22 protein-coding genes, 15 tRNA genes, 2 rRNA genes and 1 riboswitch are annotated in these 25,831 nt (G+C 42.4%); of the genes, 7 read left to right on the top strand and 32 right to left on the bottom strand.

Annotation, left to right across the window (positions count from 1 at the left end; genetic code table 11):
* Positions 1 to 24: 24 nt before the first annotated feature.
* Entirely contained in the window at positions 25 to 747 is a 723-nt protein-coding gene (locus DYI25_RS00195) for a CBS domain-containing protein (RefSeq protein ID WP_213365477.1), read from the bottom strand.
* Positions 748 to 1,107: 360 nt separating this feature from the next.
* A riboswitch (purine riboswitch) is annotated at positions 1,108 to 1,209 on the top strand.
* 102 nt (positions 1,210 to 1,311) lie between these two features.
* On the opposite strand from DYI25_RS00195, the gene DYI25_RS00190 reads away from it, so the two are divergent.
* Positions 1,312 to 2,604, top strand: a complete 1,293-nt coding sequence (locus tag DYI25_RS00190) for an NCS2 family permease (RefSeq protein WP_213365474.1) — start codon at positions 1,312 to 1,314, stop codon at positions 2,602 to 2,604.
* 43 nt (positions 2,605 to 2,647) lie between these two features.
* Here the strand turns inward: DYI25_RS00190 and DYI25_RS00185 are convergent, their stop codons facing one another.
* Together DYI25_RS00185 and DYI25_RS00180 are read right to left on the bottom strand one after the other, a co-directional pair.
* Positions 2,648 to 3,556, bottom strand: a complete 909-nt coding sequence (locus tag DYI25_RS00185; protein ID WP_213365471.1) for a Gfo/Idh/MocA family protein — start codon at positions 3,554 to 3,556, stop codon at positions 2,648 to 2,650.
* A gap of 109 nt (positions 3,557 to 3,665) precedes the next feature.
* Positions 3,666 to 4,511 carry a DegV family protein gene (locus DYI25_RS00180; RefSeq protein WP_213365468.1) on the bottom strand — a complete coding sequence of 282 codons (846 nt, stop codon included), beginning with the start codon at positions 4,509 to 4,511 and terminating at the stop codon, positions 3,666 to 3,668.
* A 203-nt stretch (positions 4,512 to 4,714) separates the two neighbouring features.
* On the opposite strand from DYI25_RS00180, the gene DYI25_RS00175 reads away from it, so the two are divergent.
* Both DYI25_RS00175 and DYI25_RS00170 read left to right on the top strand, forming a co-directional pair.
* Entirely contained in the window at positions 4,715 to 4,900 is a 186-nt protein-coding gene (locus tag DYI25_RS00175) for a hypothetical protein (RefSeq protein WP_213365465.1), read from the top strand.
* Between the two features lie 14 nt (positions 4,901 to 4,914).
* Complete coding sequence (locus DYI25_RS00170) at positions 4,915 to 5,391, top strand: hypothetical protein (protein ID WP_213365463.1); 477 nt, start codon at positions 4,915 to 4,917, stop codon at positions 5,389 to 5,391.
* Positions 5,392 to 5,397: 6 nt separating this feature from the next.
* Here the strand turns inward: DYI25_RS00170 and DYI25_RS00165 are convergent, their stop codons facing one another.
* Complete coding sequence (locus DYI25_RS00165; RefSeq protein ID WP_213365460.1) at positions 5,398 to 5,625, bottom strand: thioredoxin family protein; 228 nt, start codon at positions 5,623 to 5,625, stop codon at positions 5,398 to 5,400.
* A 729-nt stretch (positions 5,626 to 6,354) separates the two neighbouring features.
* Here DYI25_RS00165 and DYI25_RS00160 point away from each other — a divergent pair.
* Positions 6,355 to 7,185: an aldo/keto reductase gene (locus tag DYI25_RS00160; protein WP_213365457.1), complete on the top strand. Its 831-nt coding sequence runs from the start codon at positions 6,355 to 6,357 to the stop codon at positions 7,183 to 7,185.
* A gap of 162 nt (positions 7,186 to 7,347) precedes the next feature.
* A complete protein-coding gene (locus tag DYI25_RS00155) occupies positions 7,348 to 8,313 on the top strand; it encodes an NAD(P)H-dependent flavin oxidoreductase (RefSeq protein ID WP_213365454.1) in 966 nt (321 codons plus the stop codon).
* A 41-nt stretch (positions 8,314 to 8,354) separates the two neighbouring features.
* On the opposite strand, the gene DYI25_RS00150 is transcribed toward DYI25_RS00155, so the two are convergent.
* The 4 genes from DYI25_RS00150 to DYI25_RS00135 all read right to left on the bottom strand — a co-directional run bounded on the left by DYI25_RS00150 (position 8,355) and on the right by DYI25_RS00135 (position 13,646).
* Positions 8,355 to 9,110, bottom strand: coding sequence for an NRDE family protein (locus tag DYI25_RS00150; protein WP_213365451.1), 756 nt, complete (start codon positions 9,108 to 9,110; stop codon positions 8,355 to 8,357).
* Positions 9,111 to 9,388: 278 nt separating this feature from the next.
* Positions 9,389 to 10,603 carry a NupC/NupG family nucleoside CNT transporter gene (locus tag DYI25_RS00145; protein ID WP_213365448.1) on the bottom strand — a complete coding sequence of 405 codons (1,215 nt, stop codon included), beginning with the start codon at positions 10,601 to 10,603 and terminating at the stop codon, positions 9,389 to 9,391.
* Positions 10,604 to 10,883: 280 nt separating this feature from the next.
* Positions 10,884 to 11,822: a sugar-binding transcriptional regulator gene (locus DYI25_RS00140; RefSeq protein ID WP_213365445.1), complete on the bottom strand. Its 939-nt coding sequence runs from the start codon at positions 11,820 to 11,822 to the stop codon at positions 10,884 to 10,886.
* A 306-nt stretch (positions 11,823 to 12,128) separates the two neighbouring features.
* A complete protein-coding gene (locus DYI25_RS00135; RefSeq protein WP_213365442.1) occupies positions 12,129 to 13,646 on the bottom strand; it encodes a glycine betaine uptake BCCT transporter in 1,518 nt (505 codons plus the stop codon).
* A gap of 651 nt (positions 13,647 to 14,297) precedes the next feature.
* Here DYI25_RS00135 and DYI25_RS00130 point away from each other — a divergent pair.
* Entirely contained in the window at positions 14,298 to 14,969 is a 672-nt protein-coding gene (locus tag DYI25_RS00130; RefSeq protein ID WP_425374505.1) for a C39 family peptidase, read from the top strand.
* A gap of 66 nt (positions 14,970 to 15,035) precedes the next feature.
* Here the strand turns inward: DYI25_RS00130 and yhbH are convergent, their stop codons facing one another.
* The 7 genes from yhbH to queG form a co-directional block, all read right to left on the bottom strand.
* Positions 15,036 to 16,208 carry a sporulation protein YhbH gene (yhbH, locus tag DYI25_RS00125; RefSeq protein WP_213365436.1) on the bottom strand — a complete coding sequence of 391 codons (1,173 nt, stop codon included), beginning with the start codon at positions 16,206 to 16,208 and terminating at the stop codon, positions 15,036 to 15,038.
* A 482-nt stretch (positions 16,209 to 16,690) separates the two neighbouring features.
* Positions 16,691 to 16,873, bottom strand: a complete 183-nt coding sequence (locus tag DYI25_RS00120) for a hypothetical protein (RefSeq protein ID WP_213365433.1) — start codon at positions 16,871 to 16,873, stop codon at positions 16,691 to 16,693.
* Between the two features lie 86 nt (positions 16,874 to 16,959).
* A complete protein-coding gene (locus DYI25_RS00115; RefSeq protein WP_213365429.1) occupies positions 16,960 to 18,855 on the bottom strand; it encodes a PrkA family serine protein kinase in 1,896 nt (631 codons plus the stop codon).
* Positions 18,856 to 19,192: 337 nt separating this feature from the next.
* The gene (gene nfsA / locus DYI25_RS00110; protein WP_213365426.1) at positions 19,193 to 19,942 is read right to left on the bottom strand and encodes an oxygen-insensitive NADPH nitroreductase; all 750 of its coding nucleotides are present in this window, start codon (positions 19,940 to 19,942) and stop codon (positions 19,193 to 19,195) included.
* 136 nt (positions 19,943 to 20,078) lie between these two features.
* Complete coding sequence (trmL, locus tag DYI25_RS00105) at positions 20,079 to 20,558, bottom strand: tRNA (uridine(34)/cytosine(34)/5-carboxymethylaminomethyluridine(34)-2'-O)-methyltransferase TrmL (RefSeq protein WP_213365422.1); 480 nt, start codon at positions 20,556 to 20,558, stop codon at positions 20,079 to 20,081.
* A 90-nt stretch (positions 20,559 to 20,648) separates the two neighbouring features.
* Entirely contained in the window at positions 20,649 to 21,542 is an 894-nt protein-coding gene (locus tag DYI25_RS00100; protein WP_213365419.1) for an amidase domain-containing protein, read from the bottom strand.
* Between the two features lie 89 nt (positions 21,543 to 21,631).
* A complete protein-coding gene (gene queG / locus DYI25_RS00095; RefSeq protein ID WP_213365416.1) occupies positions 21,632 to 22,789 on the bottom strand; it encodes a tRNA epoxyqueuosine(34) reductase QueG in 1,158 nt (385 codons plus the stop codon).
* A gap of 108 nt (positions 22,790 to 22,897) precedes the next feature.
* Here queG and DYI25_RS00090 point away from each other — a divergent pair, with 108 nt between their 5' ends.
* On the top strand, positions 22,898 to 23,566 hold the full coding sequence (locus tag DYI25_RS00090) for a B3/B4 domain-containing protein (RefSeq protein WP_213365413.1): 669 nt from the start codon (positions 22,898 to 22,900) through the stop codon (positions 23,564 to 23,566).
* Positions 23,567 to 23,699: 133 nt separating this feature from the next.
* Here DYI25_RS00090 and DYI25_RS00085 read toward each other — a convergent pair.
* From DYI25_RS00085 to DYI25_RS00005, 17 genes are all read right to left on the bottom strand, one after another.
* Positions 23,700 to 23,773, bottom strand: a tRNA-Gly gene (locus DYI25_RS00085).
* Between the two features lie 52 nt (positions 23,774 to 23,825).
* A tRNA-Leu gene (locus DYI25_RS00080) sits at positions 23,826 to 23,910 on the bottom strand.
* A 41-nt stretch (positions 23,911 to 23,951) separates the two neighbouring features.
* Positions 23,952 to 24,026, bottom strand: a tRNA-Cys gene (locus DYI25_RS00075).
* A gap of 9 nt (positions 24,027 to 24,035) precedes the next feature.
* Positions 24,036 to 24,110 (bottom strand) — tRNA-Gly (locus DYI25_RS00070).
* 5 nt (positions 24,111 to 24,115) lie between these two features.
* Positions 24,116 to 24,190: transfer RNA gene (locus tag DYI25_RS00065), tRNA-Gln, on the bottom strand.
* A gap of 39 nt (positions 24,191 to 24,229) precedes the next feature.
* Positions 24,230 to 24,305: transfer RNA gene (locus DYI25_RS00060), tRNA-His, on the bottom strand.
* Between the two features lie 11 nt (positions 24,306 to 24,316).
* Positions 24,317 to 24,390: transfer RNA gene (locus DYI25_RS00055), tRNA-Trp, on the bottom strand.
* Positions 24,391 to 24,398: 8 nt separating this feature from the next.
* Positions 24,399 to 24,483, bottom strand: a tRNA-Tyr gene (locus tag DYI25_RS00050).
* A 69-nt stretch (positions 24,484 to 24,552) separates the two neighbouring features.
* A tRNA-Phe gene (locus DYI25_RS00045) sits at positions 24,553 to 24,628 on the bottom strand.
* A 6-nt stretch (positions 24,629 to 24,634) separates the two neighbouring features.
* Positions 24,635 to 24,710: transfer RNA gene (locus DYI25_RS00040), tRNA-Asp, on the bottom strand.
* 42 nt (positions 24,711 to 24,752) lie between these two features.
* Positions 24,753 to 24,826: transfer RNA gene (locus tag DYI25_RS00035), tRNA-Met, on the bottom strand.
* 154 nt (positions 24,827 to 24,980) lie between these two features.
* Positions 24,981 to 25,056, bottom strand: a tRNA-Val gene (locus DYI25_RS00030).
* A gap of 61 nt (positions 25,057 to 25,117) precedes the next feature.
* Positions 25,118 to 25,192, bottom strand: a tRNA-Glu gene (locus DYI25_RS00025).
* Positions 25,193 to 25,208: 16 nt separating this feature from the next.
* A tRNA-Ser gene (locus DYI25_RS00020) sits at positions 25,209 to 25,300 on the bottom strand.
* 4 nt (positions 25,301 to 25,304) lie between these two features.
* Positions 25,305 to 25,379 (bottom strand) — tRNA-Asn (locus tag DYI25_RS00015).
* Between the two features lie 65 nt (positions 25,380 to 25,444).
* A 5S ribosomal RNA gene (gene rrf, locus DYI25_RS00010) occupies positions 25,445 to 25,560 on the bottom strand.
* A 146-nt stretch (positions 25,561 to 25,706) separates the two neighbouring features.
* Positions 25,707 to 25,831, bottom strand: a 23S ribosomal RNA gene (locus DYI25_RS00005); the annotation flags it as partial.

The following is a 25,831-nucleotide window of genomic DNA, read 5'->3' as shown; positions in this document are numbered from 1 at the left end:
GATTTAACCAATAAGGAAAATCCTTTAATCGAGCGCGTCGATTTCAACCAGATCCCAGGGAGTGATAATTCCGATCGGACGCTCTGAGGCTTTACCATTTTCAGTAATTAAGACTGCTTCCAGCTTCCTGTTTTCAAGATGGTATTTTTCAAAAGTATCCTCTACTGAGAATATATCCGAGTTCTTCGGTGCAAACTCTACAAATCTCTTTGAATGAAGATACTCCAGATCACTGATTTTTACATCGTCGATCGTCCTGCCTCCCTCTAGCAAATTACTCGAGAGCCACTGGGCAATACAATTTGAAGTCAACAACCACCTGTATCCATTTTCATCATAGACAGGAAACTGGGAATAGGCTCTTTTCTGGATGATTTTCAAGACCTCGACCAAGCTTGTATCTTCCTTGAAATAGAAAACCGGCCTTGTCGCAATATCCAGCGCATTCTTCGGATCAGATACCTGGCTTGCAATCATTTCAATCTTCTCCACCACTTTTTCATGCGGTTCAGCTATGTAAAAATCAAGCGCGATTTTGTCATGCACAAGCGAGTTCCGCAGGCGCCCATACATCTTCAAGTCATGATAATATTTGCGGATGATCGAATGCCTCGGATAATTGATCCGCAGCAGTTCTGAATATCTATCAGTCGTCTCATTCCTTGCAGTTCTCTGAAGCCACTGATGAATCTGGTTGAACGCCACTTCAAATCTCTCAGAATTTTTTTCATTTTGAATAACAGCCAATTGAATGTCTCCTCGCTATATCATTGTTTTTCAACATTTAATATATTTTCTGACTTTTGTTCCTCTTGTCTAACGAATTTTTCCTATTATTGCTTTCATTGGGATGCATTTTCTTAATAGTATCAAAAAAATCGCTATTTTGGCTTGATGATCTGGAAAACCACCATCCTTCCATCCTGAATTCCGCAAAAAAGCAGGTGTATTCCGCGATTTCACACCATAATTCCGCGACTTGGAATCTCCAAACAAATATACCAACCAAATTCCAGCTCCCCCAATAATCAGAAAAAAACAAATAGATAAACTTTAAGAATTGCAATTGACCTCTATGTAAATTGCTGATACTATCTCTAGTATTATTTAAATCTATAATCTTTTCCTTGTATATGTTCGAGAATATGGCTCGGACGTTTCTACCATGCTACCGTAAAAGGCGTGACTACAAGGGACTTTGATATTTGCTATTCTTTTTGGCATTTATTTGTCCTTTGTGGTACTCCGGCAGCATGAACTGCCGGAGTTTTTTTATTATCACTATCAAACTCAACCAGGAGGACAGCACAAATGAAAAACTTTTTTCAGTTTGCAGAACGAAATACAAATTATAAACAGGAAACACTCGCCGGAATCACGACGTTCTTGTCGATGGCTTACATTCTTGTCGTCAATCCGTTAATCCTTAGCCAGGCAGGCATGGATAAAGGAGCTGTTTTTACAGCTACAGCTCTTTCCGCGATTATTGGCTCACTGCTGATCGGCCTGCTGGCAAACTTCCCGATTGGAATCGCTCCAAGCATGGGCTTGAATTCATTTTTCACTTTCACCGTCAGCATCGGCATGGGAGTTAAATGGGAAGTCGCGCTAACTGGTGTGTTCATCGCGGGTGTCTTGTTCGTCATCCTAAGTCTTTTGAAGATCCGCGAAAAAATCATCAATGTCATCCCCCAGGATCTTAAGCATGCAATTGCTGCGGGGATTGGCTTCTTCGTCGCTTTCATCGGCTTGAAGAATGCGGGAATCATCATTGGCAGCGAAGCGACCTTTGTCTCAATCGGCAACCTGACATCAGGACCTGTCCTGCTTGCCTTGTTCGGCTTCATCGTCAGTGTGATCATGATGGTGCGCGGAATCAGCGGCGGCATTTTTTATGGAATGGTGATTGCAACAATCGTTGGCATTTTCACAGGCTTGATCGAAAAACCAACAGCAATCGTCGGATCTGTTCCAGACATATCACCTACATTCGGTGTCGTTTTCAACCATCTGGGAGATATCTTCACTCCAGATGTTCTTGCTGTTATTTTCACGTTCTTGTTTGTTGCTTTCTTTGATACTGCTGGCGCATTGATTGCGGTAGCCAGCCAGGCTGGCCTGATGAAGGACAATAAGATTCCGAATGCAGGGCGAGCACTTCTTGCGGACGCAGGGTCGGCTGTTGCTGGAGCTGTACTTGGCACCTCCACAACAGCGTCGTTCGTTGAATCATCAGCTGGCATCGCGGTCGGCGGGCGTACCGGATTCACTTCGGTGATCATCGCGGCTTGCTTCAGCGTGGCAATGCTCTTCTCTCCGATCCTATCAGTTGTCACACCGGAAGTTACCGCTCCAGCACTCATTATTGTTGGTGCATTGATGGCCACTGAAATCAGTAAAATAAACTGGAACAACCTTGCCGTGATTATCCCGGCATTTGTAACAATCATCATGATGCCCCTCACCTTCAGTGTCGCAACAGGGATCGCCCTTGGCTTCATTCTTTATCCATTGATGATGCTTGGCATGGGCAAGCGCAGAGAAGTTCACCCCATTATGTATGTTCTTGGCTTCTTGTTTGTTGGTTATTTTATTTATGTATAAAATAAGCCCCGTCCTCTATGTAGAGGACGGGGCTTATCTTTTCTTAAATTCCCTCTAATTTGAGGACGATTTTTTCACATATCTCATGCGTTTTCAGTGAATCATTCGCCGTTATTAAAGGTGATGTATTGCTGCCGACCGCCTGGATGAAATCAAAAATTATTTGCTCGAACCCACGCTTGTGAAGAGTTGGCTCCCAGTCACTTCCTCCATGTCTCGTTTCAGCCCGATTCTCCTGTACGAACAGGTCTGAAACATTCACTGCCGTTCTTTTTTGATTTGATTGAAATACTTCTACCTTTTCCTCGACAACGCCGCTGTCACGGTTCATGATTCCGATTGCGGTCCCCTCTTCTGCCTGCAGCTGGATTACCACATGATGCAAAAACGCACCACTCTTCTTTCCGGTCACATTGACTTGCTTGATTTGGTATGGAAACAAAAATCTTAGCGTATCGACAACATGGATGAAATCATCGAGAATGAAATGACGTATTTCTCCGGGCAATGCCTTCCTGTTTTTCTGCATGATGACCATATTAGGTTCTTTCAACTCAGTCAGCTGTTTATATGCTGGAGCATATCTGCGGTTAAAACCGGTCATTAATATCAAGCCTTTTTCCTCAGCTAGCTCTTTCAATTCTCTCGCTTTTTCATATTCATAGGCAATGGGCTTGTCGACATACACATGAATACCAGCAAGCAGCAGTTGTTTTACAATTTCATGATGTGATTCGGTTGCACTATGTACAAAAGCTCCCTTAACACCGCTTTCAATGAGCTCATCCAGACTTAGATGGATATGGGAAAACCTATACTTAGCCGCAAGATTTTTTAACTTGGCAATATCACGCGTAAATAGGTGAAACTCAACATCACTCTTTTCTGCAAATACAGGCAAATAGGCTTTTTGCGCAATATCCCCTAAGCCAATGACTCCGATCTTCAACATGTCGATTTCCCCCCTGCAATTTTAGTTATTTAAAGTGTACACAGGAATGAGGACAATAAAAAGAAATCAGCCCTGAACAGGCTGATTTCATGATTTTTATTATTCCGGACTATTCATTAATCCAGGCAAGTCCGATTGTTCCCTGCCCTGTATGAGTACCAGGAACAGGACTGAAAATAGTCGTAATAAAAGTGATATCCGGATACTTTTGTTGCAATTCCTCGCGCCATTCCTCTGCCAATTGACCAACATTTCCATGAATGACACTAGCTTCCTTAATATTGCCTGAAGCTTCCTCTAAAATTTGAAACAGGCGTTCCTTGACCTTTTTTTCCGTCCTGATTTTATCAAAAAGGACTACCTTGCCATCATCGAACCTGACAATCAGCTTTAATTTAATCAAGCTGCCGATAATCACCTGAGTGGTAGATAAACGGCCACCTTTATGCAGCTGCTCTAGGCTGCCTGGTGCCATATATAAATTGGCCTTGTCAGGCAGCGTTCTTAAATAGGAAACAATTTCAGAATACGACTTTCCTGCCTTTTGAAGTTCAACACCTTTTTCAACCATGCGCCCTAACGGGTAGGAACCAATTTTAGAGTCAATAACATCGACTTTGAAATCTACCATGCCTGAAGCTGCCACGGAGGATTGATAAGTTCCTGTCAAAGCGCTCGAAGCGTGGATCGCGATCGCATGCTTATACTGCTCCTTAAGCTTCTGGTATAGTTCCACAAACTCCCCGATAGCAGGCTGCGATGTTTTAGGAAGGACCTTTGATGCTGCCAACTTTGGATAGAAATCCTCGGCAGTGATATCTACACCTTCCAAATATGATTCCTCACCAAAAATAATACTTAAAGGCACAACGTATATATGGTTATTTTTTATGAATTCTTCTGAAAGTCCAGATGTACTGTCGGTTACCCATGCAATCTCATTTAATGTAGTCATGATTTCTCCTGTTCTGTCAAAAATATCGATGAATATGCTTACATTTCCCATGATATATGAAGAAGCCTTATAAGACTATTAGTAATTTTCAAGAATACGATTTATTTGTTAAAAACAATGAAAAAGTTAATAACATAGACACATGTTTCTCATTCCGTATAAAGGGAACAATGGTAACAAATCTGACTGGAGGAAAGCGTCTTATGGACCAATATATCTATGCATTATATTCCCTCACCTACTTGTTTTTATTCCTATGGGGATTAAAATTGTCCATCAAAAATGGATTTTTTTCTTTGATGAATATTCTTTTGCTTGTAACATTCGGCTTAGTGTATGACAACCTCGTGCTTTCGATGGGGAGCATAATTGGGAAAGGCAGCTTTTAGAAGGATTGAATGAAATGCGCTACTGGTTCCACGCATTTTTTACTCCATTGTTGATAATATTTTCTTGGGCAGCTATCAGAGAGACAGGAATCCGCTGGGTGAATGTACGCACAGGACTTAACTTAGCGGTGATCTTTACTCTGGCCATGGCAATTGCAGAGCTTATACAAAATACCCTCGGAATTAAGCTTGAGCACTCGGAGAAATATGGAGTATTAAGCTATGAATCTGCAGGTTCACACGGTCCTCCAATTATGATTATCGGGGTTACCGTTGCATTACTGCTTGCAGGGGTTATCCTCTGGAAAAAGCTGAAATGGAAATGGATGGCCATAGGTGTCATTTTGATGGGTATAGGAAGCGCTCTGCCGATCCCATTGGAGAGTGATGCAGTTACTAACGGCTTTGAACTAATATTACTAATTTCATTATGGGCAACTAAAGCTTTTCTTGAAAGAATTCAGATCAGGCCACAAGATGAGTCGACCTAATCTGTTTTAAAATAAACTCTTCACTTCCTGTACCGACAACTGCCTTCCTGCAGAAACAACTTTTTCATCAATCACCAAAGCTGGTGTACTCTTCACTTTATACTTTTCGATTTCATTTCGATCTTCCACCTTTTCAACGATCGCTGCAACACCCGCTTCCTTTACAGCAGCATTTATACTCTTTTCAAGACTTTGGCACTTATCGCAACCAGGACCCAATACTTTAATGATCATATGTTCATTCTCCTTTCACTTGTAATCACAGATTGATTTAATAAGGCTTTATACCTTGAATTTACCCTCTTTTTGAAAATAAAAGACCTTTTTCTGATAGCTTTTTATTTTTTACCTATAACAGATTGGTGTTACCGACAGAGCTGGAATATCTGCTTACCGCTTTCTCATTTAGACAGGTTTGGAGCTATAGGGGGCGAAGTTGTCATTCTGACAGCTTTTCTGGTCCATGGGCCAAAGCTGTCAAGATTCCATCATTATTCTGACAGCTTTTCTGGAGAATGAGCTAAACCTGTCATGATTCCTTCGTTATTCTGACAGCTTTTCTGGAGAATGAGCCAAAGCTGTCAAGATTACATCATTATTTAGACAGCTTTTCAAAATAATGAGTCAAAGCTGTCAAGATTACATCATTATTTAGACAGCTTTTCAAAATAATGAGTCAAAGCTGTCATGATTCCATCATTATTTAGACAGCTTTTCTGGAGAATGGACCAAAGCTGTCATGATTCCTTCGTTATTTTGACAGCTTTTCAGGTGCATGGACCAAACCTGTCATGACTCCACCGGTTTTCTGACAGCTTTTCAGGCCAATGGGCCAAAGCTGTCAAGATTCTAACAGAGCTATCTTTTAAAAAGCTATTCCACCAAGGAAGTCCAATTACTTTTTAGCATTCAAAAAATATGAGAAAATAAAATAGCAATTGAATTGATAAGGAGGCGGATGATATGCCACAAAATCTCCAAGATACAACAACATTACATAATGGTGTCAAGATGCCATGGTTTGGCCTTGGTGTGTTCAAGGTCCAGGAAGGATCCGAAGTTGTAGAATCTGTTAAAGCAGCGCTTAGAAATGGCTACAAGAGTATCGACACCGCAGCGGTTTATAGGAATGAGGAAGGCGTAGGACAGGCGATTAAGGAAGCTGGTGTTCCTCGTGAAGAGTTGTTTATCACGACGAAGGTCTGGAATTCTGACCAAGGTTATGAATCAACACTCCAGGCATTCGAGACGAGCATGGAAAAGCTTGGCCTTAATTATCTGGACCTTTACCTGATTCACTGGCCGGTTGCAGGCAAATATAAAGAAACCTGGAAGGCACTCGAAAAGCTTTATAAGGATGGACAAGTCCGCGCAATTGGCGTGAGTAACTTCCATGTTCATCATCTTAAAGATTTGATGGCTGATGCTGAAATAAAGCCAATGGTCAACCAGGTTGAATACCATCCGCATCTTGCGCAGACTGAGCTGCTTGAATTCTGCAAAGCCGAGGGCATCCAAATGGAAGCCTGGTCTCCATTGAAGCAGGGTGAGCTTTTATCAGAACCAACAATCGCCGAAATCGCCGAAAAGCATAAGAAATCACCTGCACAAGTGATCCTGCGCTGGGATTTACAAAACGAAGTGGTAACGATTCCGAAATCGATCAAGGAACATCGCATTATTGAAAATGCAAATATCTTCGATTTCGAGCTTTCTGCCGACGATATGGACCGCCTGAACAGTTTGAATAAGAACGAGCGTGTAGGACCGGATCCGGATAATTTCGATTTTTAATAAGAAATGGAAGGCGCAGAATTATTTTCTGCGTCTTTTTCTGCACAAAAACTAACACCATACATTTATACCTAAATATAGTATCAGGTGCTAAAAATCACATCTTTTTATAACCATGCATGATAAACTGCAAAGGAATAAATTTAGAAAGGGGTTTTTAGCATGGATTTCCCACAGCTTAAAATTGGCCATATGGTTCCAAGAGTCCCAATAATGCAAGGCGGAATGGGGGTAGGAATCTCGCTCAGCGGATTGGCATCAGCGGTTGCAAACGCAGGTGGAATTGGCATCATTTCCGGAACGGGGATTACGGTTGAAGAAATGCGACTACATATCAGGAAAGCCAGGAAGCTTACACAGGGTACCGGGTACATTGGTGTAAACGTATTGTTCGCGATGAATGATTTTGCTGAAAAAATGAAGGCCGCACTAGATGAAAAAGTTGATTTCATCATATCAGGAGCAGGGATATCAAGAGATATGTATTCATGGGGAAAGCAAGCTGGTATCCCGGTTATATCAATTGTCTCCTCTGCCAAGTTAGCTAAAATCTCGGAACGCCTGGGAGCTGCTGCTGTGGTAGTTGAAGGATTTGAGGCAGGAGGTCATCTTGGTACTGACAAGCCTCTTTTTGATATCCTTCCTGATATTGTTGAGTCTGTGTCCATCCCGGTAATCGCTGCCGGAGGAATCATGACTGGTGCTGATATCGCGAAAGCTTTTTCTCTTGGAGCTTCCGGCGTTCAAATGGGCACAAGGTTTGTGGCCAGCGATGAATGTGACGCTCCTCAAAGCTTCAAGGAGAAATACGTGTCCGCCACTGAAAAAGACATATTGCTGGTGAAAACCACAGTGGGTCTGCATGGTCGGGCCATTGCCAATCACTTTACCAAGCTAATCACCACCTCAGATAAACTAAGGATCAAAAAATGTCGTGATTGCCTGAAAAATTGCTCCTATCAATTTTGTACACTAGACTCTCTGCTTACCTCCGTTGCTGGCGATGTAGAGAATGGCCTGGTATTCGCTGGATCAAGGGTAAGTGAAATTAAAGAAATCCTCCCTGTCCGAACAATCATGGAAAATTTAAGAACAGAATTTAAAGCAGCCGCTCAAAGCTTTGCTTAATTGAAATACAGACAACCGCTTCTGTGGTTGTCTGTATTTCTTTACATAGTAATTGAAAATTCCTGGTTTGAACGCTTCTCTTTTATATGAACCCGTTCATTGAAATAGATTTCTCTGTCATTCATTAAAATGACGGTCGAGCTTCTTGTCCCGTATCCCTCACTTTTGATGAACATCGGTGACAGTAAACGTTCCCACTCCAGAGAGACTCCTGTCGATGGCAGCAGATGGTCCGGAGCGGGATCGGCATTTTCCAAATGGGCAAATAATCGGTCAACCAAATCTGAATGGTCTTCAGAAATGATGCTGGCAAGGCCCTCTTTCCCTCGTTCTACTTTTGGCCAGGCCGTATTAAGCAGGTGGTTGCTGACACCATAGATGCCAGGCTCAATTTTTTGCATGGGTCCTCCACGGTTGGAAAAATAATATAGCTCCTCCAAATTCCCTGCTAAAAGATTATAACCAGGATATTCCTGACTGCGATTGGCCATCTCCATTAAATAGGCCTGGGGATTGACTGTCCCTTTCAGAAAATCTGCTACAAGCTCCCCGCGGGTTCTTTTTTCAATGGTCTGTTCACTTGGGTCTCGATAATTGGTCAGGGCGGCAAACTTGCCTGAAGTTGTCACCCCCATCCAGGTTCCCATTTTTTCAAGATCACGGCCGGCGAGCAGCTCTGGTGCTTCTTCCCAAAAATTCGCTGGCGCAGTTTCGCGGGCATATGCCTCATCCCTATTTGCAGCGACAATCAACTTATACTTCGGATGCGCTTTGTAGGCAAATAAAATCAAACACATTTTTCATCACGGCTTTCATTCCATTTTTCCTCTATTATAACTTAACGCAAAAAAGAGAAGGACTAAGTCCCTCTCTTTTCATCTTTTTATAAGGCTTTTTTCTCAAACTTTGTTGCTATTGACTACAAAATAGGAGTGATTGAACTATTTTTCTTCTCAAAGCAGACTCTTGTTACGAGAAAAGAGCATGCAAACTTAATACCGAACTACAAAATGGCGTTATATTACGTTAAAATCGGCTTTAGGATTTTAACAATACTCTTTACGAAAACAGCCTTTTATAAAAGCATACCTGCCATTGCTGCACTTAAAAGTGATGCAAGCATACCTGCGACAACAGCTCTTACACCCATTCTAGCGATGTCCCCGCGACGGTTTGGCGCAAGGCTTCCAAGTCCGCCAAGCAAGATACCCATTGAGGATACGTTTGCGAATCCACAAAGCGCAAAGCTGATGATTGCAACAGTTTTTGCAGATAATTGTTCAATTTGCGGTGCAAATGAAGAGTAAGCTACAAATTCATTCAAGATTAATTTTTGACCAATGAATCCGCCAGCTTTTACAGCTTCATCCCAAGGTACGCCGATAGCGAAAGCGAGTGGCGCGAATACAAAGCCAAGGATTGTTTCAAGAGTTATGTTTCCAGCTCCGAAGAATCCACCAACGAATCCAAGCAGCCCATTGATCAAAGCAATCAATGCAATGAAGGCAAGCAACATGGCACCGATATTCAATGCCAACTGAAGACCTGTGCTGGCACCCTTAGCTGCAGCATCGATTACGTTGACTGAATCCGTGTCTTTTTCCATCTTCAGTTCATCAGACGACTCAGATTTTTCTGTTTCGGGAATCATGATTTTAGCCATTATCAAACCTGCCGGAGCAGCCATGAAGCTTGCTGCAAGCAAGTATTCTAACGGAACACCTAATAATGAGTACCCAATCAATACGGAACCTGCAACAGAAGCCAGTCCTCCAACCATGATTGCAAATAATTCTGACTGAGTCATTTTCGCGATATAAGGCTTAACAACAAGCGGTGCTTCTGTCTGGCCTACGAAAATGTTAGCTGCTGCTGAAAGTGATTCAGCCTTGCTTGTGCCCAGCAATTTAGAAAGCGCGCCGCCCAGGATCTTGATAACTACCTGCATAATTCCCAGGTAGTAAAGCACAGAAATTAAAGAAGAGAAGAAAATAACAACTGTTAGTACTTGGAAAGCGAATACAAAGCCAATATTTTCTGCCTGGAACAATCCGCCGAACAGGAATTGCACACCAGCGTCGGTATAGTTGACGATTTCGTTGACCCCAAGTGAAAGCTGTTTCAGTAAGAGCTTACCTGTTTCCCATTTCAATACTAAGAATGCAAAAATGAATTGGATTGCCAACCCACCTAAGATTGTCCTTAAATTGATTGATTTTTTGTTATTCGAGAAAATAAAAGCAATTCCCAACACGACAGCAATCCCTATTAAACCCCATAAGATATTCATTATTGACCCACCTCTTGTTGTGATATTTGATGAAAAGTTGTTAACGTTTACAAATAATATGAAAAAAATTTCAATAAAACGTTTACATTTGTTTACCTCAAACTTTCTATAGCAAATATATCAGAAGTTAAGAACTTTTGTAAATAAGTTTTTGAACAAATGTAAAATGAAATTTATCCCTATTTCACCATTTCGACAAAAATACCCGCAGGGTCGTAAAAACCTATCGGGTATTTGTTCCTTCTCCTCATAATTGACAACTTAAAAACCTTCAAAAGGCTTACTTATCCAACAAGAATTTTGCAGTGAACTGGTCAGTTACGAGCACATTTGTATACTTCCCCTTTAATGCACCATAAATACCATCAATTTTATGAGCTCCGCCTGCTACTAAAATGGAATACTTTTTCTTCTTTAACTCTTCAAGCTCAATACCTAATGTTCTCGCATTAAGATTTTCGTTACAAACCTTCCCGTCTTTATCAAAGAAGCGTGAACAGATATCGCCGACCGCTTTTGAATAAATGACTTGCAGATCCTCTTCTGTAAAATATCCCAGCTGGAACAATAACGATTCTGATTTTATTGGCCCGATGGTATAGACTGCAATGTTTGACTGCTTCCCCATTTCAAGGATTTTTTTAATATGCCTGTCCGCTTCCATCGCTTGTTTTACCACAACATGATCAACAATCGCCGGGAGAGGAAGATGATGGGGTGCGCTGTTGAAGGCCTTGCCGAATAAATACAGGATTTCATTTGCGTACGTATTCGTTTCAGAGTGGCTGACCCCACCCTTCAACTGGACGACCTTAACATTCTTGCACGGTTTCTGCTTCAGTTCCAGAGCTACATGATAAAGCGTCGTTCCCCAAGTGACACCAATAATATCATCATGGTCAACCACTTCATTCAAAAAAGCAGCAGCCTTCTCCCCGAGATATGTTTTGATTACACTGTCTTCATATTGTGGAATATGGGTGACGATTGCCTTTTTCAACCCAAACTTTTGTTCAAGTTGTGCTGACAAATTCTCTACATCCTCTGTAGGGTCCATGATTTTGATATCGACGATACCCTCCTGCTTTGCAATCTGCAGGAACCTTGATACTGTAGGCCTCGATACTCCCAACTCTTTGGCAATATCATTCTGGTTATAATCAAGTAAATAATACAGCTTAGCTGCCTCGATTATCTTCAATAATTTTTCTTTCTCCATCCCTGATCACCCTTGGAAATGACTTAAATACAATACATTCATTTTAACAAAAAAACCGCATGAAAACATTTACATTTTAAAAAAGAACAAAATGTTCAATTTTCACCATATCTTTACATATGTTTAACTATTAGCGAACAATTAAATCATTGAAAAGTTAAACGAATTTGCTTTTTTCCTCTCTTTTGGTTTTTCAGGTACGTTATCAAAAATGGAAAATGTATCAGAGTCTTGGAAGATAAGCTTCTGCAAACTGCCCCAAAAAAAGGGTATCTTCCTCAATTGAGAAGATACCCTTGCTCTCTGTTATGGTTGTTTACGCTTCGGAATTTTACCAATTCCTAGCTCTCTTGCCTCCTTGCTTAATGCTTTGATTAAACTGAAGGCCATTAGAGCCATGATGATGGAGAACGGCAGCGCAGCAACAATCATTGTGTTTTGCAAAGCTTGTAACCCGCCGGAATACAGCAGCACCAATGAAATGGCCGCGAGCATGATTCCCCAGGTGAATTTGATCCTGTTTCCTGGTGTCAGTGAACCATTCGTCGTCATCATGCCTAAAACGAATGTCCCTGAATCAGCTGAAGTAATAAAGAATGTTCCAATGAGAATCATGGCCAGGATGGACAATAATGAACTCATTGGATAATTGGCGAATACTCCAAACAGTGATTCTTCTGTAGCCAGCTCGGAAATATTCGCAATTCCTTCATGCTCCAGCATGATCGCTGACCCGCCGAATGCAGAAAACCATAGGAAGCCAATCAGGGAAGGGACGAGAAGAACACCGAATACAAATTCCCTTATGGTACGGCCTTTAGAAACTCGAGCTATAAAAATCCCTACAAATGGTGCCCATGCAATCCACCATGCCCAATAGAAAATGGTCCAGCCGTTAATCCATGAACGGACACCTTCATTCAACGGAGCTATACGGAAGCTCATTGCAGGCAGGTTTTGCAGGTAGGTTCCTATTGTGTTCGTAAATAGATTCAGGATAAATTGCGTAGGTCCTAGAACTAGTACGGCCAACAGCAATATCGCAGCAAGAACCATGTTGACATTGCTCAAAATCTTGATTCCTTTTCCTAGTCCAGACCATGCTGAAATCATGAATAATACAGTAACGATTAGCACAATCAACAATTGAGCAGTGAAACCCGTAGGTATTCCAAACAGGTAAGATAGCCCTCCGTTAATTTGTACAGCTCCAAATCCTAAAGTTGTTGCCACACCGATTACAGTCGCTACGACGGAAATTACATCCACTACTTTTCCAGCTACCCCATTGGTGCGGTCCCCTAATATTGGTTCAAGCGTAGAACTGATCAACCCTGGCTTTCCATGGCGGAAATTGAAATAAGCAAGAACTAGTGCCACGATTCCATAGATGGCCCATGCATGGATTCCCCAATGGAAAAATGTGAACCTCATTGAATCGCGGATCGCCTCGTCAGATCCCGGCTCTACTCCAGTCGGTGTCGATACCATATAGTGGCTGATTGGTTCAGCAGTGCCCCAGAAAACCAGTCCAATCCCCATACCTGCACTGAAAAGCATCGCATACCAGGTCAGGGTAGAAAATTCCGGACGGTCATCCTGCCTGCCAAGCCTGATTTTACCCAGTGGGCTGATCAGGAAATATAGACAAACAATAACAATCACAGAAACGAGGATTAAATAATACCATCCCAAAGAATCAGTGATGAAAGCCTGTATATTAGCTGTAACTGATTCAAGTTTATCTGGAACAAACACACCGAACAGGACCATTAAAAGCAAAATCCCTGTCGATATGAAAAAAACAGATGAATCCTTTTTCATCAAAAAACTCCCTTCATTAATGTTGCACTATAATACCCTACCACAAATTCATGTTTTTTTAAAAAGATTGTACTCATAGCAGAGATAGTATTACCGATTAAAGTCATAAAAATGATTGTCCAAAATTCTTTTTTATGGGGGCTTCACTTTCAGTCTCAACTACTGCATTTCCCCATATCCTTGCCCAAAAACCAAATTTTATGGACGTCGGAGTTCAATACTCCCTGGCTTCCTGTACTAAATTTTTATGTATTTTCTTCGATAAAGGTTTTTTTCGCATTGACTGTTGCTGTTCAAACCTGAATATTCAGCACCCTGCCAATACGTATCAGGGCTTTTCAAGATGACTTCTGACTGGGATGCATGGAACTCGAATTTTTTTACTTTTAGATGTACGATAAACCAACATTTTTTCCAACAGATTTCCAATATCATTCTATTAGTCTATTGTATCCTTGTCGGAATTTGGTTAAAATTGTAAGAGGTAACCAAATTGAATGAGAAATGTTAGGAGAAGATATTTTGGATAAAAAACTGTTTATTAGAACATTAGCAATTGGAGCCATTTTCTTGGTCACCTACCTTGGGGCGGAGAATTTAGGATCAATTGAAAATCCAACTGCTCAGACACAAGCGGCAGTTGCACCAAAAATTACCCGAACAGATGCTCATTCAGTAACAAAAAATATTGTTGATAAAAAAGTTCTTGAGGATTTCATCAATACTGAAGAGAAAAAAATGATTGAGGCTGTCCCGCACATCAGTCAGCTTCCCGAATTACAACGCGGGTGTGAAGTAACCAGCCTAACGATGCTTTTGCAGTATGAAGGAATCACAGCCGATAAGATGACCTTAGCTAAGCAGATACATAAAATTTCGTTCCGCGACACAAATTATGTTCACGGCAATCCATATAATGGCTTCGTTGGCGATATCTATACCTTCAACAAGTCAGGATATGGCGTTTACCACGGTCCTGTAGCAAAGCTTGCAGAGACTTATCTGCCCGGGAAAATCAAGGACATTACCGCACAATCAATCGATGCTTTATATGAACTGATCGACAACGGCTCTCCAGTTTGGATCATCACCAACTCTACTTTCGCGCCGCTTCCCGAATCGGAGTTTACTGTTTGGAAGACCAATACAGGAAATGTGAAGATTACTTACAAAGAACACAGTGTTTTAATTGTCGGCTATGATGAGGAATTCATTTACATAAACGACCCTCTTGCCAGTGATGGTTATAAAGCCGTCCCACGGACCCCATTCGAAAAAGCCTGGGTACAGATGGGCAGCCAGGCGATCGGAATTGAAAAATAATAGATTATTAATATAGGAGTTTTTTATATAGAAAATCGGCAGGAGCTTTATCCTGCCGATTTTTGATTAAGCATACAATTTATTTTCTTCTTCTTTTTTGAAAAAGCTCTTCATCGCGTGGAATACGTCAGCCTTCTGCTTGAGGATATAGTAACGGAAGTTATCGTCTTTCATGTTTTTATACGCGGACATTAGGGTCGAGTGGCGGTTGTACTGGTTGACTTCTCCATAACCAAACATATTGGAGACCTTCATCAGTTCTTCTACTAATTTCACACAGCGGGCATTGTCGGAGGTTAGGTTATCACCATCGGAAAAGTGGAATGGGTAGATGTTGAACTTGCTTGGGTTGTATTTTGCATCAATAAGTTCTAATGCTTTTCGATAGGCGGATGAACATATTGTACCTCCGCTTTCCCCTTTTGAGAAGAAGTCTTCCTCGGAAACAACTTTTGCTTCTGTATGGTGGGCGATAAATTCGATTTCGACTGTTTCATATTTGGAGCGTAGAAAACGGGTCATCCAGAAGAAAAAGCTCCTCGCCATGTATTTTTCCCAAAGCCCCATACTTCCGCTCGTATCCATCATCGCAAGCACTACAGCTTTTGAGTCCGGCTTCACGACTTCATTCCATGTCTTGAATTTAAGGTCTTCTTTGTAAATAGGGTGGAATGATGGTTTCCCGGTCATTGCATTCCGTTTATACGCCGACATCATTGTCCTTTTCTTATCAATATTCCCCATCAATCCAGTCTTCCTGATATCGTTGAATTCAATATTTTCAACCAGATGCTCCTGATCTTCCTTCTTCTTGAGATTCGGAAGCTCCAACTCTTTAAATAGTGCTTCTTCAATTTCCATCATCGATACTTCTGCTTCGTAATAGTCTTCACCAGCCTGGTCTCCTGCGCCTTGCCCTTTACCTGGACCTTGCTGCTGACCGGAACCATCACGGGCAACGACATCGCCGACTTTACTGTCGCCATTCCCCTGGCCGACGTGCTTATTCTTATCATAGTTATAACGGATTTTGTACTCATCCAGTGACCTTATCGGAATCTTTACGACATCCCTGCCGTTGGACATGATAATATTTTCTTCGGTGATCAAATCAGGCAGATTGCTCTTTATTGCTTCCTGCACCTTTTCCTGATGGCGCTGTTGGTCATCATGTCCTTTGCGGTGGAGGGACCAATCTTCCTGGGAAATCACAAACTGGTGATTGCTTTCATCGGTCATTTTCAACCCCTCCTTTGAAATTTTAATTTTGACAGTAACACAATACAGTATACATTCATACAATATCCCGATGGACTTTACCTTATGGGAATTGTAATTACTCTATCTTATGCAGGAAGACAAAATAATTTACAAATAATTTTGACAATTAACCATTTCTCCTATGGATGGACAAGCCCATTTTATCTTCAAATCCTTCTGGGCATTATTGTCCTTCATAGCTGAAGTACAGGTGGAAGTTCTTTTATACAGGCAGCCCTATTGCCTGTTCCCAGCAGCAGACACTGATAACTTGCAATAACCTTATTCTGCTATCAGCAAATTTAATTTCTCGGATAGGCAGCTTTTCCTCTTTGCCCGCTGAACCTGTCCGAAGTTGAACCGGATAGGGCCTCATAAAGCTTGCAAGCCAGTGAAGCAGCCCGAATTACCGAGGTCTCGTTATGTCCTCAAAAAAATAACCTCTGCATGATCAGCAAAGGTTATTTCTTTTCATTGGCTTTATCAAATTGAATAGGATCCGGAACTTTATCATAATCTTCTTTCAAGACTTCGCCTGTGCGTCGGTTCTCCATTTGCTTCCCAAGATTTTCAATTTCTTCTTCGTTGCGAGCCATGGAACTATTTTTAGGAACATAGTCTTTTGGCAACTCTTTTTTAGCCATTCTAATCACCTCTTGCCTGTACTATTCCCGCTATCAATATTTTATAAACTAATAGGACCTGCAATCTGCATGCAGGTCCCCTCGTTTTATCTATTTAACAGACTTCCGACATACCTCAACAATTCATTGGCTGAGGTAGAGTTATAACCATGCTCATCGATTAGTCTTGCGACAACATTATTGATTTTCTTCAATTGTGTCTCATCAGGAGTCTTTGTTGAAGTCGTGATCTTGACGATATCCTTCAAGTCAGCGAATAGCTTCTTCTGGATCGCTTCTCGCAGTCGGTCATGTGAATTGTAATCAAACCTCTTGCCTTTACGCGCATACGCAGAAATTCTGATTAATATCTCTTCGCGGAAGGCTTTCTTCGCATTTTCAGAAATGCCAATCTGCTCCTCGATGGAGCGCATCAGCTTCTCATCCGGATTGATTTCCTCACCAGTCAGCTGATCACGCATCTTCGCCTTATTGCAATATGCCTCAACATTATCAAGGTAATTGTCCATGAGAGTTTTAGCTGATTCTTCGTATGAATACACGAATGCCTTTTGAACTTCTTTTTTTGCGATATCATCGTATTCCTTACGCGCAATAGAAATATAGTTCAGGTAACGCTCTCTTGTCTCGGCCGTAATGGATGGGTGCTGGTCAAGACCTTCCTTAAGTGATCTCAGCACATCTAAAGCATTAATCGTTTTAACTTCCTTCCTGATGATTGTCGAAGAAATCCGGTTGATGACATAACGCGGGTCAATTCCGCTCATGCCTTCATCCTGATGCTCCTTCTTCAGTTCCTCTACATCAGCTCTGTTATATCCTTCGACACTCTCTCCATCGTAAAGCCTCATTTTCTTGATCAGATCAATATCGCCTTTTTTCGGATCTTTCAGGCGCGTTAGAATCGTGAACATCGCAGCCACCCTCAGAGTATGCGGAGCGATATGAACATCATTTACGTCGCTTTCCCTGATCATCTTGTCATAGATTTTCTCTTCTTCGGACACCTTTAAGTTATATGGAATCGGCATCACGATAATACGTGAATGCAAGGCTTCGTTCTTTTTATTGGAGATGAAAGAACGATATTCCGTTTCATTTGTATGGGCAACAATCAATTCATCAGCGCTGATCAATGCAAATCTTCCCGCTTTAAAATTGCCTTCCTGTGTCAGGCTCAGCAAATGCCAGAGGAATTTCTCATCGCATTTCAGCATTTCCTGGAACTCCATCATTCCCCGGTTCGCTTTGTTCAACTCGCCATCAAATCGGTATGCACGCGGATCGGATTCAGATCCATATTCCGCGATAGTAGAGAAGTCAATGCTACCTGTCAAATCCGCAATATCCTGGGATTTTGGATCGGATGGACTGAATGTTCCGATACCCGTCCGCTTATCCTCAGAGAAGAAAATCCGCTCTACTATAACATCCTCAATCCTGCCGCCATATTCCTGCTCAAGTCTCATCATATTAAGCGGCGACAGATTGCCTTCAATCCGAATGCCATACTCATCATAAAAATCCTTGCGTAAATGATGTGGAATCATGTGCAGCGGGTCTTCGTGCATTGGGCAGCCCTTAATCGCATAAATTGCTCCCCTGTCTGTATGGGAATATGCCTCCAGCCCTCTTTTCAGCATCGTGACGAGAGTCGATTTACCCCCACTTACAGGTCCCATCAACAGAAGGATCCGTTTCCTGACATCCAGCCTTTTCGCTGCCGGATGGAAATACTCCTCGACTAGCCTCTCCAATGCTTCCTCAAGGCCGAATAATTGGGAATTAAAGAAGGAATAGCGCTTCTTGCCTTTTTCGTTTTCAATCCCTGCGTCTTTGACCATATTATATACACGCGAATGTGCCGATTGAGCAACCCATGGCTGTTCCTTCACAATTTCAAGATACTCCCTGAACGTCCCTTCCCACTTAAGCTTCTCTTCATCCTGGCGATACATCTCAATCTTTTTTAAAATATCCATATGGACCTCCCCATCTAGCGTTATCAAGAGACGATTAATAAATTCTATGCAGCAAACAATTTGAACATGCGTAAACGTTCTGCTGTCATGATTGTCCTTTTTATTTATAACAGCAAAAAATGTCACTCTCCTTCACAGTTAGGACATAATAGGATATAATAATTTCTATATGGACAAAGACGAATAAAAGGGAGGCTTACATACATGAAATTAATTCTAATTATAGGTGTAACTATTGCATTCTTATCTGCAATCTTCACTGCAGGTTACGATGATAAGCCGGGGATCACGAAAAAATAAAAAGCTGCCGATTGGCAGCTTTTTTACTTTCTCAACATTATTTTTTATTCAAATTTTGCTTTTCCACAAACTCCTTCATATACATCCGCGATTTACCTCCGACCATTTTTACCATTTGGCCAGTCCATGTATCCTCTCGTTTTCCGCCCGTTCTGACGCGATAATATTCAGAAGTCGTTTCATTATAATCATGCATCTGTTTTTCAAACAAGCTCCGATCCTTTTGATATTCGTTTTCCATATAAATATTTGCCATCGGGAGGCGTGGCTTCAGGTCCGTTTCCTGGTCAGGATAGCCCACTGCCATGCCAAACAGAGGAATAACATGTTCAGGTGTCTTCAATACATCCTTCACTGCCTCAAGATCATTGCGGATCCCACCGATATAGCAAATACCAAGTCCCAATGATTCAGCAGCAATTGCTGCATTCTGGGCGGCTAAAGCTGCATCGATCAGCGCAACCATGAATTTTTCAGTGCTTTCAATCGACTCACTCAGATCTGCATTTTCCATTTCACCAACTACCATAAGGCGATGAAGATCTGCACAAAATACAAAAAAGTGTCCATTTGCTGCTACATACGCCTGATTACCAGCCAATTCAGCCAGCTTGTCCTTCTTTTTCTGGTCCGTAACACCAATAATCGAATACGCCTGTATGAAGCTAAAAGTAGAAGCTGCCTGTGCGCTCTTCACAATCGCTTCAATTTGCTCCCTGTCCAGCCGTTGCTCCTTAAAACGCCTAATAGAACGATGTTGTAATAGAGTCTCAATCACCTGGTTCATTTTATTAACAACTCCTTCTGGATTATGCATAGCCTGACAAAGTCACACTTTAATTCTCATTGGCTCCATAGCCCCATTCGTATTCCTAAGTCCCATCAGGCAAGTTCATGCCAAAAAGGAGACCTGAAATGGCCTCCTAGTATTTACGCAAATCGCGATAGTCCTGCTGTCTCAGCGCCTCATAAATCAATATAGCAGCTGTATTAGACAGGTTTAATGAACGGATATTCTCATTCATAGGCAACCTCAGGCATGTTTCCATATTCGCTTCGATTACTTCTTTAGGAAGTCCTGTTGTTTCTCTGCCAAAAATAAAGAAAAAATCCTGTTCGGTTGCACTATAATCAAAATCGGAATGCGCCTTTTTACCAAATTTGGTCACATAAAAGAATTCTCCGCCTTCGTTCTGTGTATAAAAGTCCTCGAGAGAATCGTAATAATGAATCTTCACATGATCCCAGTAATCCAAACCCGCCCTCTTCAACATCTTGTCATCCGTTGAAAATCCTAACGGCCTGATTAAATGAAGCTCGGTATCGGTACCAGCACATGTGCGCGCAATATTGCCAGTGTTTGCTGGAATGAGCGGCTGGTATAATACAACATGCAATGCCATGACTTTCACCTCTAATAAAAACTACAGCTATTATACCATTACACTCCTGCACAACAAAAGAAATGACGCCGTACAAATGTCGGAACGTCATCACTGATCGTCGTAATCATCAGTAATCGTAAAGAACTTGTATTTAATATTCTGGGTATAGGCGGTCGAATCCTCATAAGCCCAATACCGCATCCTGCTGTTATACGTATGGGCATTGACGAGCGGCATGCCATCCCCGTCGTGTCCCGTAACAATTGTGGTATGGTCGAAGCGGCCATCCCCCTGAAAATCATAGCAGATGACATCTCCAAGCTTCAGCTTTTCAGCACTATTTACTTCTCTTCCCCTCAACCCAAACTTAGATCCTGGGATGTACCAACGCATCGCATTGGCGACCGACCAGCTGAAGCTCCAATTATCATTCTGCATCCACCAGCCATTGCTTCGGTTCGGATACCCTCGCATCGGCCCTCCTCCTACATGGAGGCATTGTGAGATGTAGTTGGTACAGTCTACCTCGAACTTCTTATAGGCAGGGTTGTAGTCATTCCACCATCTTTCCGCATACTGGACGGCCTTGAGCCTGTCATATCTAAACCCCTTTCTCTCCTGCTCCGCCTCCTGCTGTACAATAGCAGGCAACTTTTCCTCCCTGCCCTGTGACGCCTTGATCTCTTTCAGCTTTTCATCCTTAACAAGGACGCCCTTGTAAAATTCCGCTTGTCTCTTCTCTACTTCCTCTTCCATGTAAAATAAATCCCGTTGTTTAATCAAATACTGAAAATGAACCTCATATAAAACTGAGGCATTCTCCTTATCTTCAAACTTCTCCTCAATCCTGCCATTTGCCTTTGCTTTTACAATTTCAGCAGATCTACTGGCAAAACTCTGCTTTTTCAGCTCTATACTGGGACACTCGTGCAGTTGATTTCGCGGCATAGATACACATTGAAGGACACGCTGTTCCAGCAGTTCCTGCAGTTGTTCACGCATGTTCATCTCTCCCTTCACCATTCATATTTATGAAGCGTTCCATGATTTCACGCATAAAAAAAGAATGGATTTAACGAAATCCATCCTACTTACACAGTTATATTTGACTCTGGGTTGTCCTTGAAAAACTCCATTCCTTTATCGATCTCATTCAGTACTTCCTCATCCTTCTCAACAGCAGAAGCACGTTTCAATGCGTCCAACGCATCAGGTCCTCCAATTTTGCCAAGCGCCCATGCTGCTGTTCCTCTGAGAACAGGTCTTGGGTCATCCTTCAACACCTTGATCAACTCATGTATTGCTGTATCATCCTTATAATGCGCAAGGGCAATGATTGCATTGCGCTGAATAGGCTTCTTTCCCCTCCACGACCCGGATATATGTCCGTATTTTTCTTTAAAATCACGGTTACTCATGGTCAGTAAAGGTTTCAGAAGGGGCTTTGCAATTTCAGGGTCTGGCTCCATTTCTTCATGGAAATGAAAATCCTTCCCTTTATTCTCAGGACATACAGTCTGGCAAGTATCACATCCATATAAACGGTTTCCAAGCTTCTCCCTGAATTCATCCGCCAAAAAACCCTTAGTCTGAGTCACGAAGGCAATACATTTTTGTGCATCAAGCTGTCCGCCCTGAATAAGCGCACCAGTCGGACAAACATCCACACACTTATTGCAGCTCCCACAGCGATCCTCCATAGGTGTATCAGGCTCAAATGGGATAGTCGTAATCATTTCACCCAAATAGACGTATGATCCAAACTCAGGTGTGATAATCGAACAGTTTTTTCCGCTCCAGCCTATCCCTGCCCGTTCGGCAACTGCCCGGTCTACTAGCTCGCCCGTATCGACCATCGACTTGAACCTGGCTTCAGGGACCTTCGAAGCAATGTATTCCTCCAGTTTTTTAAGCCTGTCCCTAAGGACCACGTGGTAATCGGTCCCCCATGATGCACGGCAGAAGATTCCACGCCGTTCCCCCTTCTTGCTTACAACATGGGTTTTCATTTTAGAAGGATAAGCGAGCGCAATCGAGATGATCGACTTTGGACGGTCAAAAATCAAGGCAGGCTCCGTTCTCTTCTCAATATCCTTTTCCTCGAACCCTGATTGATATTGAAGTTCCTGCTGTCTATACAACCTGAGCTTCATCTCCTCAAAGGTCGTAGGTGCGGCAAAACCAATTTTATCGATTCCGATCGTTTTGCTGTATTCAATAATATCCTTTTTAAGACTAGTTATATCCATTGCGGTTTCCTCCTTTCTATTTTGATATCTATATATTGAAACCAATAAATTTAAAAGCAAATTACTTTTATGATAAACTATTTTAAAGCAGATTTGGAGGTGGAATCAATGGAAATTCAAGTTTCCAGTGGGTTATGTGGTCTAATTCCCGGATTCAAAGTCGGGGTTATCGAGTATAAGGACATACAGGTAGGTAAGTCTCCGCAAATGTTAAAAGGAAGACTGCAGCTTTTCCAGGAATCAATCTACTTCGACCTTCTGGAAAAAAACGTAACCGAGCTTGAAGGCATCAAAGAGTGGCGAGGAATTTTCAAAACAACAGGGAAGGACCCTAACCGTTATAGACACTCGGCCGAAGCCCTCTACCGCAGAATCGGAAAGCAGAATTACCTTCAATCCATACATAGTGCGATAGATTTGAATAATTTCTTCTCGCTTGAATATCAGATTCCAATAGGAGTTTACGACAGTGACAAGCTAATAGGCAATGTAACAATTAAATTAGGAGAAGAGAGCGAAGAGTACACAGGTTTAAATGGAAGAACCAATAACCTCGCCAACCTAATTATCTCTGCAGATGAACAAGGACCATTCGGCAGCCCATTTGTAGATTCAGAAAGAACTGCCGTGACAGAAGAAACTACCAACGCCCTGCAGATAGTCTATTTAAGACCTTCATCCTCCCTTGAAAGCATGCAAAAAATGACCGAATCACTAATGAACATGTTTACCCAAATCCATGGTGGATCTGGCACATATAGAATCTTGGGATGCTGATGCATCCTTTTTCTTTTACTTAACGAAAACACTGGCTTCATATCGTCTAACTAATCTGTCTACAATCCAAACAAATTAAAAAACGCAGCATATCGTTTTCTGGAAACGATATACTGCGTTAGTCACGTATGTATGGAGCGGGTGAAGGGAATCGAACCCTCATCATCAGCTTGGAAGGCTGAGGTTTTACCACTAAACTACACCCGCATACATATCTTTATGAAATAAAGAAAACAGGAAATCCTGTTTATAATAAAAGTGGTACCGGTGGTCGGGGTCGAACCGACACTCCAGAAGGAACACGATTTTGAGTCGTGCGCGTCTGCCAATTCCGCCACACCGGCATATTTAGATGTCTTGCTTTCTGCTACCACTAATGTTTTAGTGGAGGCGGCAACCGGATTTGAACCGGTGAATAAAGGTTTTGCAGACCTTTGCCTTACCACTTGGCTATGCCGCCATATATTTTTGGAGCGGAAGACGGGATTCGAACCCGCGACCCCAACCTTGGCAAGGTTGTATTCTACCACTGAACTACTTCCGCAAAAATGGCTGGGCTAGCTGGATTCGAACCAACGCATGACGGAGTCAAAGTCCGTTGCCTTACCGCTTGGCTATAGCCCAATATATTGTATTCCATTAGTATTGAAAATGTGATTATAATGGGGCGACTGATGGGAATCGAACCCACGAATGCCTGAACCACAATCAGGTGCGTTAACCACTTCGCCACAATCGCCATTATAAAATTGGCAGGGGTAGTAGGAATCGAACCCACACCAAAGGTTTTGGAGACCTTCGTTCTACCTTTAAACTATACCCCTATATTAAGTGGTGGAGGGGGACGGATTCGAACCGCCGAACCCTGAGGGAGCGGATTTACAGTCCGCCGCGTTTAGCCACTTCGCTACCCCTCCACTATAACATTTTTTCCAGTGTTAAAAAAGCCATTTTATATATTTCCTGAATAACCAGGCAGTTAAAAATGGTGGCTCAGGACGGAATCGAACCGCCGACACAAGGATTTTCAGTCCTTTGCTCTACCGACTGAGCTACTGAGCCACAAAATGGCGGTCCCGACCGGGATCGAACCGGCGATCTCCTGCGTGACAGGCAGGCATGTTAACCGCTACACCACGGGACCGAAGTATTTTCAAGTGTATTACTTGAAAATAACTTACATTTATTGCGGGGGCAGGATTTGAACCTGCGACCTTCGGGTTATGAGCCCGACGAGCTACCGGACTGCTCCACCCCGCGACGGTAATAAATAATATTGTTTTGTATATGCTCCTAGAGAGCAATTGCTGTCCCGATCTCAGAAAGCTTATTCAAGCTGCCGCTCAATCGGTACAACTCGCAGTTCATACAGTGAAGTAACGCTCGTTGCTCCACCCCGCGACAATAATATTTATGGTGGAGGATGACGGGATCGAACCGCCGACCCTCTGCTTGTAAGGCAGATGCTCTCCCAGCTGAGCTAATCCTCCATTTGTAATCGCTAGTGCGATGATGTTAAGGATGATTATTTTCGCTAGCGCGAAAAAATCTTGGTGACCCCTACGGGATTCGAACCCGTGTTACCGCCGTGAAAGGGCGGTGTCTTAACCGCTTGACCAAGGGGCCAAATATAAAGTTTCTATGGCGGAGAGCAAGGGATTCGAACCCTTGAGACAGCGTTGACCGTCTACACGATTTCCAATCGTGCTCCTTCGACCTCTCGGACAGCTCTCCAAATTGGCTCCGCAGGTAGGATTCGAACCTACGACCGCTCGGTTAACAGCCGAGTGCTCTACCACTGAGCTACTGCGGAATAATAATGATTTCTCCGACTTGGATACACGATCCGTATCTTTGAACTGGATGGAAATGCATCCTGCCCGGCGGCGTCCTACTCTCACAGGGGGAAACCCCCAACTACCATCGGCGCTGAGAAGCTTAACTTCCGTGTTCGGTATGGGAACGGGTGTGACCTTCTCGCCATCGCCACCAGACATTTTTTTCAAAGACAATATCTATTATACTGTCTTTTATGCATTTTGCAAGAGGAATTTTAAAAAGTTTTTTACTATCGTAAAAAGCTTTATTCCCTCAAAACTAGATAATGTTGTAAGAAGAAAAAGAGAAACGAGTAATCTATTTGGTTAAGTCCTCGAACGATTAGTATCAGTCAGCTCCACACGTCACCGCGCTTCCACCTCTGACCTATCAACCTGATCATCTTTCAGGGTTCTTACTAGCTTGCGCTATGGGAAATCTCATCTT

The organism is Mesobacillus boroniphilus, assembly GCF_018424685.1.
Classification (GTDB): domain Bacteria; phylum Bacillota; class Bacilli; order Bacillales; family Cytobacillaceae; genus Mesobacillus; species Mesobacillus boroniphilus_A.
The sequence above is the reverse complement of the archived record's forward strand: the minus strand, read 5'-3'. Positions and strand labels throughout refer to the sequence as shown.